This window comes from Parabacteroides chongii (assembly GCF_029581355.1).
Taxonomy (GTDB): domain Bacteria; phylum Bacteroidota; class Bacteroidia; order Bacteroidales; family Tannerellaceae; genus Parabacteroides; species Parabacteroides chongii.
The window spans coordinates 3252302-3273411 of record NZ_CP120849.1; the positions used below are offsets into that span (position 1 = coordinate 3252302).

Annotated in this window: 11 protein-coding genes; 2 read left to right on the plus strand and 9 right to left on the minus strand. The window is 44.9% G+C overall.

Annotation, left to right across the window (positions count from 1 at the left end):
- Window position 1: 1 nt before the first annotated feature.
- The 5 genes from P3L47_RS11970 to P3L47_RS11990 all read right to left on the minus strand — a co-directional run bounded on the left by P3L47_RS11970 (window position 2) and on the right by P3L47_RS11990 (window position 14044).
- Window positions 2–3979 (minus strand): alpha-L-rhamnosidase-related protein, encoded by a 3978-nt coding sequence (locus P3L47_RS11970; RefSeq protein WP_277780923.1) that lies wholly within the window; start codon window positions 3977–3979, stop codon window positions 2–4.
- A gap of 222 nt (window positions 3980–4201) precedes the next feature.
- A complete protein-coding gene (locus tag P3L47_RS11975) occupies window positions 4202–7006 on the minus strand; it encodes a sugar-binding domain-containing protein (RefSeq protein WP_277780924.1) in 2805 nt (934 codons plus the stop codon).
- 260 nt (window positions 7007–7266) lie between these two features.
- A complete protein-coding gene (locus P3L47_RS11980; protein ID WP_277780925.1) occupies window positions 7267–9297 on the minus strand; it encodes a RagB/SusD family nutrient uptake outer membrane protein in 2031 nt (676 codons plus the stop codon).
- Between the two features lie 12 nt (window positions 9298–9309).
- Window positions 9310–12762: a TonB-dependent receptor gene (locus P3L47_RS11985; RefSeq protein ID WP_277780926.1), complete on the minus strand. Its 3453-nt coding sequence runs from the start codon at window positions 12760–12762 to the stop codon at window positions 9310–9312.
- 229 nt (window positions 12763–12991) lie between these two features.
- The gene (locus P3L47_RS11990; protein WP_277780927.1) at window positions 12992–14044 is read right to left on the minus strand and encodes a FecR family protein; all 1053 of its coding nucleotides are present in this window, start codon (window positions 14042–14044) and stop codon (window positions 12992–12994) included.
- Window positions 14045–14169: 125 nt separating this feature from the next.
- On the opposite strand from P3L47_RS11990, the gene P3L47_RS11995 reads away from it, so the two are divergent.
- A complete protein-coding gene (locus P3L47_RS11995; protein WP_277780928.1) occupies window positions 14170–14757 on the plus strand; it encodes an RNA polymerase sigma-70 factor in 588 nt (195 codons plus the stop codon).
- An 87-nt stretch (window positions 14758–14844) separates the two neighbouring features.
- Here the strand turns inward: P3L47_RS11995 and P3L47_RS12000 are convergent, their stop codons facing one another.
- Both P3L47_RS12000 and P3L47_RS12005 read right to left on the minus strand, forming a co-directional pair.
- Complete coding sequence (locus tag P3L47_RS12000) at window positions 14845–15942, minus strand: phosphotransferase enzyme family protein (protein WP_122360747.1); 1098 nt, start codon at window positions 15940–15942, stop codon at window positions 14845–14847.
- Window positions 15943–16091: 149 nt separating this feature from the next.
- Window positions 16092–16346 (minus strand): type B 50S ribosomal protein L31, encoded by a 255-nt coding sequence (locus tag P3L47_RS12005; protein ID WP_122360746.1) that lies wholly within the window; start codon window positions 16344–16346, stop codon window positions 16092–16094.
- 219 nt (window positions 16347–16565) lie between these two features.
- On the opposite strand from P3L47_RS12005, the gene P3L47_RS12010 reads away from it, so the two are divergent.
- Window positions 16566–17564, plus strand: a complete 999-nt coding sequence (locus tag P3L47_RS12010; protein WP_122360745.1) for a class II fructose-bisphosphate aldolase — start codon at window positions 16566–16568, stop codon at window positions 17562–17564.
- A gap of 55 nt (window positions 17565–17619) precedes the next feature.
- Here P3L47_RS12010 and P3L47_RS12015 read toward each other — a convergent pair whose 3' ends face one another.
- Entirely contained in the window at window positions 17620–19023 is a 1404-nt protein-coding gene (locus P3L47_RS12015; protein ID WP_277780929.1) for an MFS transporter, read from the minus strand.
- A 10-nt stretch (window positions 19024–19033) separates the two neighbouring features.
- Window positions 19034–21037, minus strand: a complete 2004-nt coding sequence (locus P3L47_RS12020) for a hypothetical protein (RefSeq protein ID WP_277780930.1) — start codon at window positions 21035–21037, stop codon at window positions 19034–19036.
- Window positions 21038–21110: the final 73 nt, after the last annotated feature.

Genomic DNA, 21110 nt, shown 5'->3' on the forward strand with positions numbered 1-21110 from the left:
TTTAATATGTTAACCTTTTGATCGTTATCTCGCCGATTGATGATGCCCCTTTATTTTTTACTTTTACATTCAGGGTAGTAGGAAATTCATCCAGTGTTTGTTGTGAACGGGTAATCCTGAAAGTATGTTTCTTTGGTAAAAGGGCGAGCGAAGATAATTGTTTTTCTCCATACATGAAAAGTACGGGGTCTTTAAATTCCAGATCAGAGGATTTGTTACTCAGATAATCGGTCGCCAGCCGGGAGAAAACAATCTCATATTCGCCGATCTGATTGACGTAAGGAGTGAGGTCGAGACTGATCTCTGTCCATCGGTCAGGGTTGAATGTCTTGGCAGACCAGGTTTCTATGACCTGGGGGTTATCCTGTAGACGATCGTCTTGCAGATCATTGAGTTCGCTGACCACATGGAATGCGGAGAAATTCTTTATGCGCGGTGTTGCTTTCGATTGCGTGAAATGAACGCGTAGCTTTTTCAGGCGGAGTGAAGGGAAATGATCTATCTTTTTATTTCCGATGGAACTACCTTTGTAAACAGGTATCCATTGATTGTCCTCCGTATATCCTTCCAGCTGATAGGCGAGGACGCGCTGTCCTCCGCTCAGATCTTCCTGTAGAATACAATGGTTGACGGTTGTCGGTCCGGAAAATTCAAGTTCAAGCATGTCGCCGTTGCCTGCCGTTTGTTTCAGCGGGTGGGCGAACCGGTTCTCTATTTCTTTGCCGAAAGCCTGATAGACGGCGGCATGTGTATGGGGGATGACTCCGGTCGTATCGGGTGTGGAATTAAGGAGAAGGACGGAACCCCGTCCGACAGATTTATAATACAGGTTCATCAGTTGCTCCTGTGTCATCAATAGCGTATCGCATCCGGGTGCCCAGAACCATTTGTGTCCTTTGTTCTTGAGTAACGGAACATCGACTTCCACAGGTGCATAACAATCACCGTCCACATCTGAATGGAGGGCGGTGGAAACGCCGGAAGTGAGGTCCTCTTTCTTTATAGTATACCAGTTGGGATAAGGGGCATAACCATCCTCATTCCCCACCCATCGGAGATTTGCCTGTTCACCCTGGAAGATGACGGAGTTGGAGGCATATTTATCGAGGATATCTTTCACAGGGATGCAGCAGTTGCCATCGAACCAGACCTCGCTGATCGGACCGTATTGGGTGAGGACTTCGATCAGCTGGGTACGGAAGACTTTGTTGTAGGCTTCCTGTTTGGACGGGTCTTGCGTGATTCCTCCGCTACCGATACCGGCTCCCCAGCGGTCGTCGCCCGGATAGATGTAGATACCCAGGTCGAGACCATACTTTTTACAGGATTCGGAGAGGTTTTTCAGCACATCGCCTTTACCGTTCCGCCAGGGTATTTCCTTGACTCCGTAATCGGACGTCTCTGTTTGCCACCAGCAAAAGCCGCCGCAATGTTTGGCTACGAAAAGAACCATTCCGGCTCCCCACGACCGGGCCACTTCACACCACTGGTCGGTATTCAAGTCGGGTATTTTCAGACGATCGAGTGGAGTCGTGAAATTATCATATTCCCGTCCTTGCCAGGCTGCCGGACCGTAATGGACGAACATTACACGTTCGTAATTATGCCAACGCAGCTGTGCTTCCGTCGGCAAAGGAATCTTATTCTCCTGTCTTTGTGCAATCGGGGATGACAAGGACTGGAAATTTCGTTCACAAAGTTGAGCTGAACTCTCGTTTTCTATCTTTACTTTGTAGCCTTCCGGTAGCTGTAAAGAATACTCTATATTATTTCCCGAACGTGTCCATTTCAATCCGATCTTCTCACCTCCTACTGGAATCGTACCGGAACAATGATTTAAAACAATATCTGAAAAACGAATGTTAACCACCTTTTTTCGATAATCAATTTTACTGATCCCCAAAATATCTCTATAAAGTACATGGCCGATATAAGAAGCAAAACCGTGATTACAACTAGCATAACTCCCCATGTGTTCCCATAAGGTTCCGGTAAGATCAGCCATTGTAAAGAAATAATCTTGAATTTCAAATAATATCTGACTCTGTAGCCCATAACGGGAAAGTAAATCCATCCGCATATAATTTCCCATAAAAGCATTTGCCCGAAACACCTTTGGATAAGTTACTGAATCGTTCCTGTTTGGACCGAACTGAGTTGTCAGTTTTTTCCAAAGCTCCGGATGTGATTCGGGTGTTGCAATATCAAAAAAGAATGCATAATACTGACAGACTTCCGTCGTATTTTCTGTGACTTTCAATTGCTCATTTTCTCTCACTGCATTATCTACAAAAAACTCCCCATTGAAGGATTGTCGTAGGATAGTCTGACGTATCTTTTCTGCTTTCTGCTTCCATTTCCCGTTGTTGTATAACCGGGCGGCACTTTTCAAGGCTGCGACATATAACATATTGGATGGATAATTGACATCCTGAACAAATTCGCTTGATTTCGACCATTCAATAAATACCCAACTTTCCAGATTTTCCAATAATCCGTCACTGTTTTCAAATCGGGCAAAGTATTGCAATAACTTTTCTATTCGAGGTTTTAGCTGGGCGATTAATCTCGGATCACCGCCATTCTGTGCATAATCATCCACCTGTAAAATAAACCACAAGGACCAGTTGGGAATGAAAATTCCATCATTATGATCAGCCGGATAACACATAGGAACCATGCCTTCCGGAAGAAATTCAAAGTGCTCCGGTAATGCATAATTCTCATAAAAATTATGGGCAACATCCGCATGTCCGGTAAACTCCCTTTCCATAATTCCTGCAAAATAGCTGTCACATAACCAACCGGCACGTTCCCGTGAAGGACAATCCGTAAACACATCGACTGCATTCTGTCTGAATGTTTCTTTTGCTGCGTTATAAATGGCATTCAGTTTATAATTGTTACAGGTAAAAGTGGCCTGTTTATTTTCTGGATAGGCAAACTCTCTCAAATAAACGTTATCTATACGGCAATCACCCTCCACTGCGATTATCTTCAAATATCTGCAAGTATACGATTCGAATGACTCCAAATTATATGTTCCAGGTTCCAACTCAAATACGATTTGATTATTGATATCAGCCATCCTTTGTTTAGTGTTAACATCTCCCTCTGTCAATAATTCGTCGAAATAAAAATATACCTTGGCTTTCATCGGACAAACCAGCTTAGCACCCAAAAAACCAGAACGATTTATCCCAAAATCAAATATGTAAAACTCTCCGGTTTTTAATGGATAACTTTTTTGGGAGGAGAAAGGTTTGTTGATTATATGTCTAACATCTGTAATAATTTCTTGTATTTCTTGTGAAGGAGGTGGTGTTTCTAATTCTGATTCTTTATAACCTTTCAGCTTTTTTCCTATATTTACAAGAGACCTGTCTTTATAATATTTTTCGGGTTGTACCTTTTTAACAGTACCGGACAGATAAACTGATACGGGATTTTGTTTTAGAAAATCAGGTAATAATACATTTCGAGGCAATAGATTGATTGATAAAGAACTTGAAAGTTCTAACTTCTTGAGAGGTATGTATGTAGAATAACGCCATTTATCATATCCCTCTTTCATTCGATAATATTCAGTAAAAGGGCGTTGGAAACTATAACGTTCTACTTTTTGTAGTCTTTCTTCAAGTTGAAAAGCCTCAAAAGAGGAGGCATTTCCTGTCGCCAAAACCACCTTGCCATCAATGTTAACTTCCGATAATAGGAATGAGGGCTGATCGAGCGTATAATATGTATTAATGTTATATCCTGCGACTTCGATTGCCACAATGTTGTTTCCTGTTTTAATGTGATCTCCTAAGTCATACTCATCTACCCGGAAATATCCATGTGCAGTACGTGCTGGTCCGGAACCAACGAACTCTCCATTGATGAAAAGCCGATAAAGAGTAGAAGCTGTAATTTTGAGAGTGGCTTTTTGTCCTTTTTCTGCATGAAAAGAACCACGAAACCCCAAGTTTAGATTCATTTCTTTTTCTCGACCCGCTACCCATACCGGTAAAGCTTTTTGTATGAGAGTGCTTTCGGATTTATTTTTCAGTCTTTGACTGAAAGTAGAGGATACGGTTAACTGTAATACCAATATAGATACCAATATAACATAAAGTCTTTTTTTATTCATGATGCTTAGGCTAGAAGTATTTTTATCGATTTTTTTGTTAAGTAAATCATATTGCTTGTAAGATATGACTTATTTTTGATATAAAGCCTTCACCAATGCCGGATCGAGCGAAGCAGGCGGATTGAAACGGTTGGATGCCATATATTGCAGGATACTCTGTCGGAGCTGGCGTGCTGCCGGACGTTTATCCAGGTCTTTTTGAAGGTCTGCACTGCATACCATCAGTTTGCCGTTGCCTACTTTGCCTTCCAGCAAGATTCCCAGTTTCCGGTTTGTGAACCAGTCGTCTATCAGCTGCACTACCGGACGATAGTCTGCCGGGAAGTCATCCAGTACCATTGCATTGCAGTTGCTTACCAGGTCCCACCATTGATAATCGCTGTATCCTTCGGTAGGGAAGGCTGCCAGTGCCGGATGTGCCGGGTCGCAGAGGATTCCCAATGTGTGGGGAGGTTGTTTGTTTGTCCAGGCGGTATTCCAGAAGATGGAAGAGAAACCGACACGGATATCTCCGCCTTTTTCCGGCAGGATACTTCCAGGAGTTAACAGGAGCAGCACATTTTCGCCTTTGTCGAGGCGTACCATTGTCTGGTTATCGAGTGTAGAGGTTATATAGGGCAGTTGCTCTACGGCTTCCTGTTTGGCAGGATATACCCAGATATTCCATTGGTTCTTGCTGTTTGTCTCTTTCACTTCGACGCTGACGATCAGTTGTGACGGTTCACCGATACCGGAGAGGGCATATTTGATTTCACCAGCCGGGATACAGTTGGTTAACGGAAGGTCTTTCGTGAAACTGCCTTGTGCCAGTTCATTGCCGACACGGTCGCTGATCTGCCAGTTGATATGGGCGGCCTGTAAAGGCTTTTCTCCGAAATGGGCTATTTCGATCGGGACGTTCAATGTCTCATTGTTCAACCAGACCATTTTCGGAAAGCGGATAAGCGGAACTGTATTATTACAGAATGTGCTGTATTCTTTGCCTGTTACATATCCTTTTTCATCCCAGAAAGGATCGAGTACGCCAACAAGCGCTGTTCCCTGCCCCGGGAAATCATGCAGGTCGAGCAGCTGGAAACCGGCAAAGCCCGGAGTACGTAACGCAGCTTCTATATCGGCTTTGTAACAAAGCGTTTGTAACCGGCCGGAAGCATACAGGAATGCATCGGCGAGGTCGGCCATGTGATGATCTTTCAGTGTTTCGCGGAATATCTCGAAGTTTTTAGCTTTCAGGATTCCGGTGTATTTATCTATTTCTTTTAAGTTCGGATATACACACCACTGTCCGATCTCATGGCTGACTGTCGGCATATTTTCCCGGATGATATGAGCGAAGTTGTAGTCGGTACGGGGTGGTTGGGCATTGATAATGCTGCGCAATCCTTCTCCCCATCCTTGTATACGCGGATCGGGGGCATTCCAGTAGTCTGCATTTTCTACGTAAGGCCATCCTCCAGCACTTGTGTAGGCACGGCGTAGATCTTTCGATTTCCAGTGGTCGATCAGTTCGGAAAGATATTTTACCTGGTTTGCTCCACCCGGTTCGTTCCCGTAGGCCATCAAGCAGAAAGAAGGATGGTTGCCGTATTCTTTCAGGATGCGGTCGCTTTCTTCGCGGAACCACTGGTCGGAGTAACCGCCGTCGCCTACGGTTGCCCAACCTGCACATTCGACCTGCAGATAGAATCCCATACTGTCGGCAACGGCGAAGGCTGCTTCGGGAGGACACCAGGAGTGGAAACGGACATGGTTCAGACCGTACGATTTACACTGGTTATATATTTTTGTCCAGTAGGCGCGATCTGTAGCGGGATATCCGGTCAGTGGGAATATACAGCATTCCAGGGTTCCCCGGAGGAATACCGGGTGACCGTTTACTTCGAAACGTGTACCGTTTGCCTTGAACTCGCGGAGGCCGAAAGTACGGTATTGCTCCTCTTTCTTTCCGTCACTCTCTACGACAGCACATAGTGTGTAAAGATTCGGACTGTGTTCCGACCAGAGCAGGGCATCTTCTCCCATAGATAGAGTGATTTCCTGTGTCATCCCGGCTTCGGGGTTGATGGTGACTTTATGAGGTTTGCCAACCACACCGCCGTCTTTTTTCTCTACTTGAAGAAGGAGGGTGGCATCGTTCGTTGTAGTCGTGCCGTCCAACGATACGGCTACTTTAATTGTCTTATCGGCGATGTTCGGATATATCTGTATGTCGTCTATATAAAGGGACGGTTTGGCTGTCAGGCTGATCATTCCGATCACACCGTTCCAGTTCGATTGTGTATGGTCGGAAACGCTGTGTGCATTTACGCCGACTTCAATATTGACCCGGTTGTCTACGCGAAGGGTGAGCGTATGTTTTCCGGGTGTCAACTCTTTGAACGTATGACGATAGGGAGTAGATAATGATTCGTGTTTTCCCATTTCGACACCGTCGAGGAAGAGTGTCGTTTCCCAATGCGTACGTTCCAGTTCAAGTTGTACCGGACTACCGTTCCATGAAGCAGGTATATCGATCTCTTTCTGATACCAGGCAACTCCTACATAATGTCTGTCCGGATTCAGCCAGAAAGGCACTTTGATATTTCCCGGCTGGCGGAATTTCTCATATAAAGGGGAGTCGTACCATGACTTGTCGACGATCTGTCCGGTCCAAGGCGTTTCAATCCCGACCTCATCACCGTATCCTTGTTCCTGAAGCGAGCCGGGCAGATGGATCGTGTCGGTTAATGACCGGGTATACCATTGTTCTGCCAGTCCCCGGTCGTTCCGGTCGAGGGCAAAGCGCCATTCACCTTGCAGTGATTGTTTATTATCTGCCTGACGGCAGGCTGTCAGAGCTAAAAAGGAAAGTAAGATCAACAAGTACTTTTTCATGAGTATTGAATTATAAATGAGATATAATGTGCATATTCTGCAAATTAACAGGATTCTGTATGAAGATTAAATAGATAAAACCATCTAAAAGATGGACAATGTTATGATTGGGACAAGAACTGACCGTCTTCTCTCGTCGACGGTGGTCATCGGTTACCATCGACGATACTCGTCAGTGGTCGTCGACGATGTCCGTCGATGATAGGGGGCAGACATCGTATCACCCTAAATACGATGTCTGCTCTTTAAAATGATCCCTATTACAGATTTTCGGCTCCGAGGTTTGGTGTGGTTGGCCATCCCGGGTTCTGATAGATCGGGGAGGTAGCCACATCACTACCGTCTGCAGAGGTATTCAGGAAATTCTGTATGGCGATCGGTGAAAGGTAATGAGCCATTGCCCATTTGAAACCTCCCTGTTGCATGATCAGTGAGTTACCTGCCACTTCCTGCGGACGCAGATACTGGCTCAGTTCCGGTGCGGAGACGTTCGATCTGGAATCGTTTGCACCATAGATCAGGATACTGTTTCCCTCGCTGTCTTTATACCAGTCTTTCATCGGTCCCCAAAGCTTGAAACCTTCGATATGATAAGGATTGGAGATCAGTTGATCCATAGCACGCCAGCGTTTCAGGTCCATGTGGCGGAAACCTTCGGCCATCAGTTCGCAGTTGCGCTCGCGGCGGATGTTGTAAAGCGTCGGACTGATCAGCTGACCGGCAGAATAGGCTCCCCAGTTATATTTACCCTCTTCACTCATATTGGTAGTTGCGATACTTTTGTTGTAATCCGTATCGAGATGGGCACGAGTACGGATGGCACGCCAGTAGGAAGCGGCAGTTCCGTCGATCGCCCCGGTTCTTTCGTAAGAGGCTTCGATATAGTTCAGGTAAGCCTCGGCTGCGCGGAAGGTGATGCTTCCGGTATACGAACCGAAGTTCGCACAATGCTTGGCATCGAAGTTGCCGCCTTTACGGATGGCATACCCTGTGGAATAATACACGTCGGCATTACCGATAGTGATGTCGGGAACCGGTTCAACCGGGGTGGCATGTGTTCCGTCGGAAGAAGGATAGAGCACGTTGGTCTGTCCCGGTTCTTTAAGGAAGAGCCATAGGCGACCGTCGCGTTCTTTACGTACATCGGAGACATAATCGTCACCGGCGTAACCCGAACCGGTAGCATAGATCGGCAATCCGTTAGCCATCAGGAAGGTATTGACCATGCCGCGTGTGATACCCTGGCCTGCATTCCCTTTTTGTGCAAATTGGACGACACCGTGTGTCAACCCTAATCCTTTATCATACTGGCGCCACATGAGAACCTCGTCATAACTTGCCATATTTTCATCAGCATACATATTATAATATGGGTTCGGGGTATCTTCCGTGCTTTGTTGTAAAATACCATTGTTCTCTGTCAATGAAACAGCATCGGCTACGACTTTCGCCGCATCCATCGCCTGGCCGAGGAAATAGTCGATCTCATTGTCGATACTTCCTGAAGGATACTGGAAGTTGGCATTATAATCTTTACTTTTTCCGGGCCATCCGCTACCGTCGGGCACGAATGGGGTATTGCGGAAATACTTCAGCCAGGTACCCTCGAACAATGCAACTCTCGATTTGAACAGATAGGCGCAGTTACGGGAGAGGCGGTTCTTTTTGCCGTCGGGCGAAGCGTCTTTCAGCATAACGATCGCCGAATCGAGGTCAGCCAAGATGAAACGTGCCACCTCGTTCCGTGGTGCCCGTTTACTGGCTTCGGTCAACGCTTCCTGTTCGTCGATGACCGGACGGTGAAGGATCGGGAAATCACCGAAAGCTTGTAGCTTATTGAAATATTCATAGGCACGGAGGAAATAGACTTCACCGATATAATGTTTCACATTCTCTTCGTTTCCGCTGATCTCTCCGGCTTTCCATTTATCCACAACCCTGCCGAGGAAATAATTACATTTGTATATCTTGGTGAACTCCCAGTCGCCGCCGGTCTGTGCCGTTTTTAACTCGCCGGGAACATAGTCTTTATAATCACCTTTGGCGATCATATTATCTGTCCCGACATCCCATCCGAATGTGCCGTACCAATTGATGTCTGTGTTGTGTGAAGGCAGGATATCCGGATACACATTATTTATATAGGAAGCCAACTGGCTTTCTTCCGTCAGGTAATATTCGGGTGTGATTTGTGAGAGCGGCTCTCTGTCCAGATAATCGTTACACGAGAATAAGAGTCCGGCCAGGATAATGCCTGCTGTCTGTTTGCATATATTATTTATACGGTTCATAATGATTCTGTTTTATAAGGTTACACTTAAACCAAACGATAAAGTCTTGGACAAAGGATATCCGCTACCACCGTAACCGGCATCGATCGTTTCCGGGTCGAGGGTTTTGAATAAACCGGTTCCTGTCCAAAGGTTTTCGCCGGAGACGAATACTCTCAGTTTGGATACATAGAATTTGTTGGTGAGAGACGAAGGCAATGTATAGCCTAACTGTACGTTCTTCAGACGGATATAAGCTGCGTTTTGCAGGTAACGGGTCTGTATGTTATGGTTCATGTTCGTACGGAAACTGGGACGCGGGAAATAAGCATCCAGGTTGACGCCGGCTTCACCAGCTTGTACCATAACTGAATTCTCGTCACGGAAATAGTCCAGGTGAGGTTCGTAACAGGTCGACCACCATATGCCGCCGTGGCTTCCCCAGAACGTTGCGCTGTTCTGGTAGTAATCGCGTTTCATCACACCTTGGAAGAAGGCACGGAAATCGATACCTTTCCAATCAGCTGTCAGGTCGATACCGAAATGGTAGCGCGGTGTCGAGTTTCCAATGATGGAAAGGTCTCCGTGGTCGCTGATCGTATTGGCACCGGCATCTACTTTACCGTCGCCGTTCGTATCGGCGTACATGATATCACCGGCGGCCCAGAGCGAACCCAGCGCACTTTGTCCGCCGTTAGGCAGGCTGGCTAGATGCTGGTCCATTTCGGCCTGTGTCTTGGCGATACCGACTGTGGTATAACCCCATATTTCTCCGACTTTCATTCCTTTCCGGTATGTATCGCTTGCAATGACACCGGTTTTGTTCGGATAGCGGGTGATCTCAGTCTGTGAGTCGGACAGCATAAGCCGTACACCGTAACCCAGTCCATTTTGCAGGCGGTCGTTCCAGCCGACAGAAAGTTCCCAGCCATAGGTTTTCAAGTCGGTGTTATTGGTGCGCGGTACGTTTGTTCCTAACGTGATCGGAAGTTCCGGAGCCGGGCCGATCATATCGAGTGTGTTTCTGACGAAGTAGTCGAACGATCCGGTCAGCCGGTTGTTCAATGCACCGAAGTCGAGACCTATATTCCATGTTTTTACCCTTTCCCACGTCAGGGAGGAGGCGATCAGTTCCGGTGTGATGGCGATATTGGGTCTCATTCCATTGATCAGCCACGTTCCGTTCGAGGCCTGGAATTGCATCTGTGCATATGTCGGGTACAGGCTTGTCGTATTTTGGTTCCCTAATTCTCCGTAAGAACCTCTGAGTTTGAATGTGCCTACGTGATCGGCGATCGGTTCCCAGAAATTTTCACGTGCCAGGTTCCACCCCAGTGAGAAGGAGGGGAACAGGTTCCAGCGTTCCGATGAACGGAAGCGTGATGTTCCGTCATAACGCAGGTTGACTTCTGCCAGGTATTTACCCTCATAATCATAGTTGATACGCCCGAAGAAACCGGTAGTAGCCCAATGATCGGAAGAGCCTTTTACAGTCGGTGTGATCGGGTTGCCATTGATATCGACACCGGAAGTAATATCTGTTTCCGGCAGTCCCGGCACAATGATACCGTTACGTTGCAGGTAGGTATATTTTTTCTTCGATAACTCAGACTGGAAACCGAACATGCCTTTGAAGTTATGACCAGATTCCAGTTGCTTGCTGTATTCCGTATAGGCATTGAAGTTTAAATAATTTTCTTTCGACATGTCTTCGGATACATAGCTGGTTGAATTATAAACATACGGGTCGCCGGCAACATTGTGGTTATAGGTGATCTGGCGGTCTGTATGCTGTGTCGAGTTGTAGATACGATAGTTTACGTCGACGAATGTTTTCCAGTCTTTGATCGGTTCCAGTACTAACTGTGCCTGCTGATACAGATAGTCGGCCTGTTTCTTGATCCTGCCACCCTCCACTAAGTCTAGTGCTGGAGTGGGAGCACTATAAAGGTAACCGTTCGGATCGTAAGCCGGCATATAAGGCCATGCCTGGCGGGTTAACCCTTCGTATACACCGTCCAGAGTTGTCGGTTTGGAAATATCTTCACGAATGAAACGGCTGCTGTAGTTCATTTGTGCCCAGTCTGTCATCTTGACATTGATCTTTCCGGTAGCAGTATAACGACCGAATTTATCATCGGATATTTTTAATAGACCGTTTTGGTCTAAATAGTTTATAGACAAGTAATAAGTAACCTTGTCATTCCCTCCGTTCAAACTGAAATTGTGTTCCTGCGAGAAAGCCCAATGCCCAAAGATGGTGTTATACCAATCATGGTTGGCACTACCGGAGCCATAAGGATCCATCCAATAACCAGGATTGTCAGGGTTCTCAATCATGGTAGGTGTAGATGGATGTCCATCTCGGTTATCTTTGATTCGTTGTAACCATGTAGCATCGAAAAAAGGTGTTTGTCCGGCATTCGCTCTCGCTTCGTTGAAGTATAAAGCGAATTTATAGGAGTCCACCTGGTCTTGCAACAGAACGGGGTCGTTCCAGCGGAAACTGTTGTTATAGTTGATGACGGGTTTGCCGCTGACACCGGTTTTCGTGGTGATCAGTATCACGCCGAAAGGTGCACGCGAACCATAGATGGAGGAAGCTGCCGCATCTTTCAATACGGAGATATTTTCTATGTCCTGCGGGTTCAGTGCATTGATATCTCCTTCCATCCCGTCGATCAGGATCAGCGGACTGCCGCTTGAACCTTGTCCGATCGTGGCGATACCACGGATGTTTATATCGGCTGTCTGGCTCAGGTCACCGGAACGTTGTGTGATCTGCAAACCCGGGACCAAACCCTGTAAGGCTTGTGTGGCGGTGGTTACCGGACGTGCTTCCAGGTCTTTTGCATTGGCGATCCCGACGGAACCTGTCAGGTTTACTTTCTTCTGTGTACCGAAACCTACTACCACGACTTCATCCAGGCTTTGTGTATCTTCTGAAAGTGTGATGGTAAGTGCTTTACCGGCTTCGGCTCTGATTTCCTTGGATAGATATCCGATATATGATATCAACAGGAGGGAGTTCTCAGGAACGTCCAGGCTGAAGTGCCCGTCCATATCCGTAATAGTACCGATCGTAGTTCCTTTGACGGAAACGTTGGCACCGATAACGGGAATGCCGGCTTCATCTCTGACCGTTCCCTGTACCCGTTTACTTTGCTGGGTGGTAAACGGAGTTCCTTTTTTAGACAAAATGATCTGACGGTCTACAATGCTGTATTGTACATCCGTGTTTTTGAATAATTGGTTCAGAACTTTGCCTATCTCCTGATTTTTAACCTGTATGTTCACCGATTTACTGATGTCGAGCGTATTGTCGGTAAACAGGAAGGTAAATTCAGTCTCTTTTTCGATTTGTTCCAATACCTGTTCGATCGTCGCATGTGAAAAAGCGAGCGATAACGATACAGATTGTGAATAGGATTCTTCTGCTCTTATCTGCAGGATCGCGATTAACAATAAAAATATACCTATTCTCATTTTTCGACAAGTTTTAAAGAAATATAGGGATCCTATATCCCCGAATAATTTCTGGATTTTCATAACTTTGTTGTTGATTTAGTGATTAATTATGTCTTTGGATCTTGTGCCAAAGATGTGATTTTCGCGAACAAGAGTGAGGTGCAACTCGCTCTTGTTTTTCTTATGTCTGTATTTTCAATCTCTCTCCATAGGCTTCAATCATTTAAGTTTAACAATTCATACTGTTTTATTTTAACCAAACGTCGATTCGCTGTTTAGCAAATGTGGCATCGCTGTTTTGTTTCATCGCATTTACTTTCCACCTGATCGGTGTGGCTTGTTCCAAATAACTGAATATCTGATAGATCGTTTCGTCGGTAAATGTGGCCCAACAATTATATTCCTTATCCTTTTTCTGATTGTGGAGCACTATCTCTACATTGAAACGATGGCCGAGTACCCGGAATACGTCGTCGAGTGAGGCATTCCTGAAAACAATTTTGCCGTCTTTCCAGGCCGTGTTCTCATAGATGTTGACTTTCCGGATCTCATATTTATTCGTTCGTTTGTTGTAAGACAATCTCTCTCCCGGTTTCAGTCCGGCAATGAACTTATCGTAAGAGTGAATATCCACCAGTCCTTCTACCAGGATTGCTTCGACTTCTTCACGTTCATCGTATGTGTTTACATTGAATTGCGTACCGTGTGCCATCACTTTCAGACCGGATTTGGTAGTGACGAAGAAAGGGTGTTCCTTATCCGATTGCACTTCGAAATAACCTTCTCCTGTCAATTCTACTTCCCTGGTGTTTCCGGTGAAAACGGTCGGGTAACGTAATGTACTTCCTGCGTTCAGGCAGACTTTCGAGTGATCCGGCAGTTCCAGCCGTGTGACCATACCCGGGGCGGAAAGAACCTCCATGAATTGTACGGAGCTTTCGATCGCCGGTACTTGCTGTTCAAAGTACAGATATCCGAAAGTCAGTGTAGAGAGTAGGAGAGGTATACTAATAATCGCAGCGACACGCGATAAATAATTTACCAGGGTCTTTCTTCTGTTTCTCTTTTCCAGCTCTCTGTTCACTTCGGCAAATGCCTCCTGCGAATTGAATGAATTATGCTCATTTATCTTCGTTTTCAATTCCAAAGCCTGACGGAGAATGTCTGATTCCTTTTGATAGTCATTCGATTCTTTCAGCCAGGATTCTACTTGCCGGGTTTCTTCCGGGGTGGTTTGCTTCTGCGTATATTTTATTAATAATGTCTCCTTTTCCAAATCAAAAAAATCTTTTTTTTTCATTGTCGATAATGTTATCTTTGATAGATGAAAAATATGCTTCTTTATATATAGGATAACTGACCGTAAAAAGACCGCCAGTTATTTCATGATTTTTTTCAGAAAATTTTCAATACATTTGTATCTGTATGGAAATGACTACTCAAATACAGAATCCTGATGAATTGTTATGGAAGATTGCCATAAACGATGATAAAGAGGCTTATCGAATACTTTTCGATCTTTTTTATCCGGCATTATGTCTCTTTGCCAAACGCTATGTCGAAGAGCGGGCTGTTGCCGAAGATCTGGTTCAGGATGTATTTGTAACTTTGTGGGAAAGCAGGAAGAAAATAAGAGTGGAATCGTCTGCCAGAAATTATCTGGTTGTCAGTGTCAGGAATCAATGCCTCAATTACCTGAAGCGGGAAGGGTACAAGCAAAATTATATCGATGCTTATCTGGCAAAGAATGCAGATCAGTCCGATTATGATGAATTTTATCTGCTGACCGAACTTCAGAAGCTTTTGGATGAAGCACTGGCAAAACTACCGGAGACGTATCGTCTTATTTTTGAAATGAGTCGGTTGGAGAACAATAGCAATACGGAGATTGCCGAAAAACTGAATATACCTTTACGTACGGTGGAACGTTATAAAGCAAAGGCAATTGAAATACTGAAAAAGGATTTGAAAGATTATTTGCCGTTGCTTCTCTATTTCCACTTATTGAGTTGACAAGTAACACAGATGACAGTTAATAGTTGAATAGTATGATTGAAATATCTATTAACTGTCCACTGTCATCTGTCCACTATCACCTGTTTACAGCCATTCTTTCATAAAGTCGTCCATCTCTTCAGCATGTTCTTCCAGGCTTTGTAGCAGTTTGAACTGAGCTTTTGTACGGATCAGGTTATGTTTCGGGCTATGGATCTTATAATAAGTATCGCCGTTGATGTAGTCTGTCAGGAAGCGTACAGTCTGCATATAAGTCAATAAACGACCGCCATAAGGAAGCAGGCTGATTTCAAGCGGAGAAAGGAATGCCTTGGCTGTTTCCATGTAACCACGGGTATATGCTTTGAAGATATCCATGTTTACATTTACGTTGTCCAGGTTTTCATCGTCTTCTGCACCGGTGTTTGCTCCTGTACGGATAAAGTCACCGATATCCGACAAAACGAATCCAGGCATAACGGTGTCAAGGTCGATCACACAAAGCACTTTGTCAGTATCGGCATCGAACATCATGTTGTTCACCTTTGTATCGCAATGGTTTGTACGTTTCTGAAGTTTGCCTTCACGGTACAAACGTTCCTGGATGCACATAGCTTCCGCACGTTTTTCTACTTCTTCGATCAGGTCTTTTACTTCTTCCAGACGTCCTGCAGCATTTGCTTTTACAGCGTCATGGAATTGTTGCAGGCGGAATTCCATATTATGGAAGTTAGGAATTGTTTCACCCAGCGATCCTTCCGGCAGGTCTGACAACATGGATTGGAAATCGCCGAAAGCTTTTCCTGCTTCATAAGACAGTTCGGGAGTTACTTCTTCGTAGCTTTTGCTGTTCGGGATGAACAGGCATACACGCCAGTAGCTGTCGCCGTCGAAGTAATAAGGTTTGCCGTCTTTTGTCGGAAGGAAAGTCAATACTTTACGGTCGATATCACTTTCACCCTTGGCTTCCAGTTTCTTACGGATATGTGTCGTTACAGTGTTGATATTATTCTGTAACATATCTACATTTGTAAAGATCAGATGGTTGATACGTTGTAATACGTATTTGATTTCACCTTTTTCGTTCGTTACTTTCAGCGTATCGTTAATGTGTCCGTTTCCGAAAGGTTCAGCGGAAACAACTTTTTCTGCCAGTGTGAACTGGTCGAGAATGTTCAGTAATTCTTCTTTTGTTTTTGCCATGGTATTTTATTCGATTAATATAGCTTTTAACAAGCTACAAATATAGGAATATTTTTGATTTCCCATCCATCTTATCCCTAAAATGGGACAACACAAAAAAAGGCTACGAACTGAATCGCAGCCTTTTTTCAAATCCTTGTGGGAAATGATTATTTCTTGTTACGGTTACCGTAGCGGCTCATGAACTTATCAACACGTCCGGCAGTATCGATCAAAGTAGACTTACCTGTATAGAACGGGTGAGAAGTATTTGAAATTTCGACCTTAACCAATGGATAAGTTACACCATCAATTTCGATAGTTTCTTTTGCATTGATAGTAGAACGAGTAATAAATACGTCGTTATTTGACATGTCCTTGAATACTACAGGACGATAGTTTTCAGGATGAATTCCTTTTTTCATTGCTTTATTATCTATTTAATTTAAACTCTTATTAGTTTGGTAACCGGTAAATTGGCTTGCAAAGGTATGGATTTGCTCTAAACAAACAAAGAAATTCCGACTATTTTTTCCGAAACCTTGACTTTTGTGTTATTTTATATGCTTAATAGCATAATATATTTGGATAGTTTTTATCTTTGTACAAGATTTTCAATCATTAACGTAATAACATATACAACAATGGTAAATTACAAAGACTTAGGTTTGGTAAACACTAGAGAAATGTTTGCTAAAGCCATCAAAGGCGGATATGCAATTCCGGCTTTCAACTTCAATAACATGGAACAGATGCAGGCTATCATCAAGGCTGCTGTTGAAACAAAATCTCCGGTTATCCTGCAGGTATCTAAGGGTGCTCGTCAGTATGCTAATGCAACTCTGTTGCGTTACATGGCTCAGGGTGCAGTTGAATATGCAAAGGAATTAGGTTGCGAAAATCCGCAGATCGTTCTTCACCTGGATCATGGTGATACATTTGAAACTTGCAAGAGCTGTATCGATTCAGGTTTCTCTTCTGTAATGATTGACGGTTCTCACCTGCCTTACGAAGAAAATGTTGCTTTGACTAAGAAAGTGGTTGAATATGCTCATCAGTTCGATGTAACAGTTGAAGGTGAACTGGGTGTATTGGCTGGCGTTGAAGACGAAGTTTCTTCTGATCATCACACATATACTGACCCTGAAGAAGTAATTGATTTCGCTACTCGCACAGGTTGCGATTCTTTGGCTATCTCAATCGGTACTTCTCACGGTGCTTACAAATTTACTCCGGAACAATGCCATATCGATCCGAAGACTGGCAAGATGGTTCCTCCTCCATTGGCATTCGAAGTATTGGACGCTGTAATGGAAAAACTTCCGGGATTCCCTATCGTTCTTCACGGTTCTTCTTCTGTTCCTGAAGAAGAAGTTGAAACTATCAACAAATACGGTGGTGCTTTGAAGGCTGCTATCGGTATTCCTGAAGAAGAATTGCGTAAGGCTGCTAAGTCTGCAGTATGCAAGATCAACATTGACTCAGACTCTCGTCTGGCTATGACTGCTGCAATCCGTAAGACTTTCGCTGAAAAACCGGCAGAATTTGACCCTCGTAAATATCTAGGCCCGGCTCGTGATAACATGGAAAAACTGTACAAACACAAAATTCTTAACGTTTTGGGTTCTGACAACAAACTTTAATCCAAGTTACAGATTAAATATAGGAAGCCACTCTGCATTTGCAGGGTGGCTTTTTTTATTTGAATCCTTTCAGTGGGCGTGGTTGTGAAATTCTCAGGCTGCTGACTATTGCAGCGACAATAGCAAATCCGGTAGCTAAATATAGACAAGCCTGTGTACTGTTGTTGGGAACTAAATTGAATATCATGGCAACCAGTGTCGCTCCCAGTGTTTGTCCCAGTAGACGGGCGGTGCCCAGCATCCCGCTTGCTCCGCCACTTCGGTTGGATGGGGCGGAAGAGATAATAGTGCTGTTGTTGGGTGTCTGGAATAAGCCGAAGCCGGCTCCACAAATAAACAGGCGCCATACTATATCCATATTTGTCGGATTTTCAGGCAGTATGGCGAGAAGGAAAAGACCGGCTGCAAATACGGTCATGCCGATACCTCCTAATATACCTGCATGGATACGTTCCACCAACCGACCCGCAAGTGGAGCCATGATCATAGTGGCAAGTGGCCAGGGTGTCAGAAGTAATCCGGTTGTTACATCGCTACGTCCCAACGAACCTTGAAGGAAAAAAGGGAGGGAGATCATTGCCAGCATTTGCCCGGTGAAAGAACAGATAGATGTGCCGATCGACATGGAGAAGATCGGGATACGCATCAGGTCGACCGGCAGCAACGGAAACTTCTCATGCAGTTGGCGGCGTACAAAGAAATAACCGATCACGAACAATGCAAATATCCCGGCTATGATCAATGTTGTGTTTTCTTTGTGGGCAATACCCTCTAACGAGAATATAAGCAGACCAAAGGTGACTGCGTTCATCAGACAACTGAGCTTGTCGAAACGGCGTCCGGTTACTTTTACCGGATTGTCAGGCAGGTGCATCAGTCCGATTGCGAGTGCAGCAATTCCTATCGGGATATTGATGGCAAAAAGCCAATGCCACGAACCCAATGAGAGAATGATTGAAGCGATTGTAGGTCCGGCAGCAATCGATACGGCAACGACAAGGGCGTTGATACCCATCCCACGACCTAGAAAACGTTTGGGATAGATGATCCGGAGCAGCGCCGTATTCACGCTTGTGATTGCGGCTGCTCCGAATCCTTGTAAGATACGGGCGGCTGTCAGCATCCAGAATGAATCGGCAAAGGCGCAGATGGCAGACGTGATGCTGAATAGCAAAATCCCTGATAAGTAAATCTTCCGGTAACCGTAAATGTCTCCCAACGAAGAGAAAGAGAGCAGCGAAATGGTAATAGCCAGCTGATAAGCATTGACTACCCAGATCGTTACGGACGGTGAAGTTCCCAGGTCACGGGCGATTGTCGGTAAAGCCACATTGGCGATGGTGCCGTCTATCACAGACATTCCTACTCCCAGGGCAGTGGCTAAAATAGCCCAGTAACGCTTGGGTAATGGTAATCCGTCGTTCTCATTTACAGATATGGCGCGATTTTGCAATATCATTTTATCATAATTACTTAATGACTTCTCTTACCGCTTCCAACATCGGTTCGACTGTCAACGGACTGCCGGTTGCCAATATCATCCACTGGTTAGGTGTCAGACATCCCTGTCGGAAGATACGTTCGACTTCATTGGCGAAATCCTTCCCTTCCAGATATTGGTCGAGTTGAAATTCGATGATCTGTCCGAATGCATAGGCCGATAAATACAGCGGATAACTGATCATATGGGAGTAAACAGCCAGTACGGTTTCATCTTTTACCCCGAAAACAGGAGCATAATATTTGTTCCATATTTCTTTAGACAATAAGATGGTTGCTTCTTTCAGCTGTTCCGCTGTTGCGTCCGGATGGGCATACATCCATTTCCAAACAGAAATATCCAACATGGAAACACCGCAGATCTCATACATACTCCAAATCTTGTCCAGCACATCCATAGCTTTCTTTTCCGGATTCGGATCGGTGATGCCTAAAATTTCAAGATCACGTTTTTGGAAAACAAATGCCAGCGCCTCGGTGAAAGCGGTGTTCGGAACGCCATGTAACATATAATAATCCACATCATAAAGTGACAGCGTCTGTTCCACATTATGACCAAATTCATGAATGGCAATGTTATACCCTTTGTAATTCATTCCGGAAGAAGGGATACGGGTGCGAAGGCGCGACTGTTGTCCTTTCATCGAAGCTCCCCAGGCGTGTCCTGAACCACGGGCCGCATCTACTGTGATCTTGTCTGCCAGGTAGTTTGCGCGTTCGGCACTGAATCCCAGTTTCATCAGGATATCCGGCAGTTTTTTATCCAGTGCAGCAGCATCCGGGTAAAGAGTCTGCGTTTGTGCATCCAGCTTCGTTTCATCCAGGTTGCTGCGGGCTTTGAAACCATCGTACCAGATGTCGTAAGCTTCCAACTTACGTCCCAGACGCTTGGAGATCATTTTACCGACCTCTTTCAGTTCGGGGGCAGAAAGAAATTCGTCAAACAGTTTTTCTACATCTTGCAGGGCTACTTCCATATCATCATTGAATTTGCGGTCGATATAAGTATTTCCAGTGTATTGGTCGATGCCTTGCATAGCTTTGAAATTGTTCAGCATCTTCTGATAACGGGTTGTCGATTCGGGTGTCGATTTTACCTCTTTACCGTTTTGTTTGATTGTGTTTGTATACGGATCCCATTCATAGGCTCCTGAATTGATTACTTCAAGAGGTATATCCTGCGATATGATACGTTTCATCACTTCGTAAACCGTACGTTGCTTATCCAGCCCTTCTTTTCCTTTGTTATAGTTCGCTTTGATCTCGTCACGCAAATTCCAGTGTGATAACAGGATCATGTCTTGCGGAAACAGCAACTGCCCTTTCTTGTTTGTCACATGCCCCATATAAATATTGTACTGGGAAATATAGATATCGGCATCGCTTTCAGCGTTTGATGCAGCTTGCAACAGGGAGGCCGGGATGCGTTCCGTGAACAGGTCCCCCATACGTGCGTAAGCCCATGCTTTACGGTCGGTTCCGAGTGCTTCCTTTTCTTCAAGGGTGAGATGCGGAAAATTCAGGACAATGATAAAGGCGATTTTGTTGTTGTACAAGTCATCGCTCAGGTGAGTGGACGGACTGTATGAACCGAACTTCTCATCGATAGAGAGCAGCGGTCCGTTATCCAGATGCAGGTTTTTCTGCAGGCGCAGGGACATTTCGTTGAAATGACCGTAAATGCTTTCCAGGTAATCACTGATTTTGAGAAATGTCTGATACTTTTCTTCCGGATCAGCGATATAATTCGCTTCACAGAAAGCCTGGAAAGCTGCATTGTCGCCATCGGTTTCCAGCCAGAGACGGGCAACCTGGTTGACCCCTTTTTCAATACCGTTTTTGTTACTGTTGTCTTTGGTGGTTAACGCGTTGATTGTCGATTGTACGACGGACGGGGCAATAGCCGCTTGTCCGTACAGATACGCTAATGAGCAAATAAGCATGATGCAGATGCGTTTAGTTAGATTTCTCATAAGATTTATGTTGTTAAGTTCAAGATCTTTTGCTGCACAAATAAATGTGAAAAACAAATGTAGCTATAATATT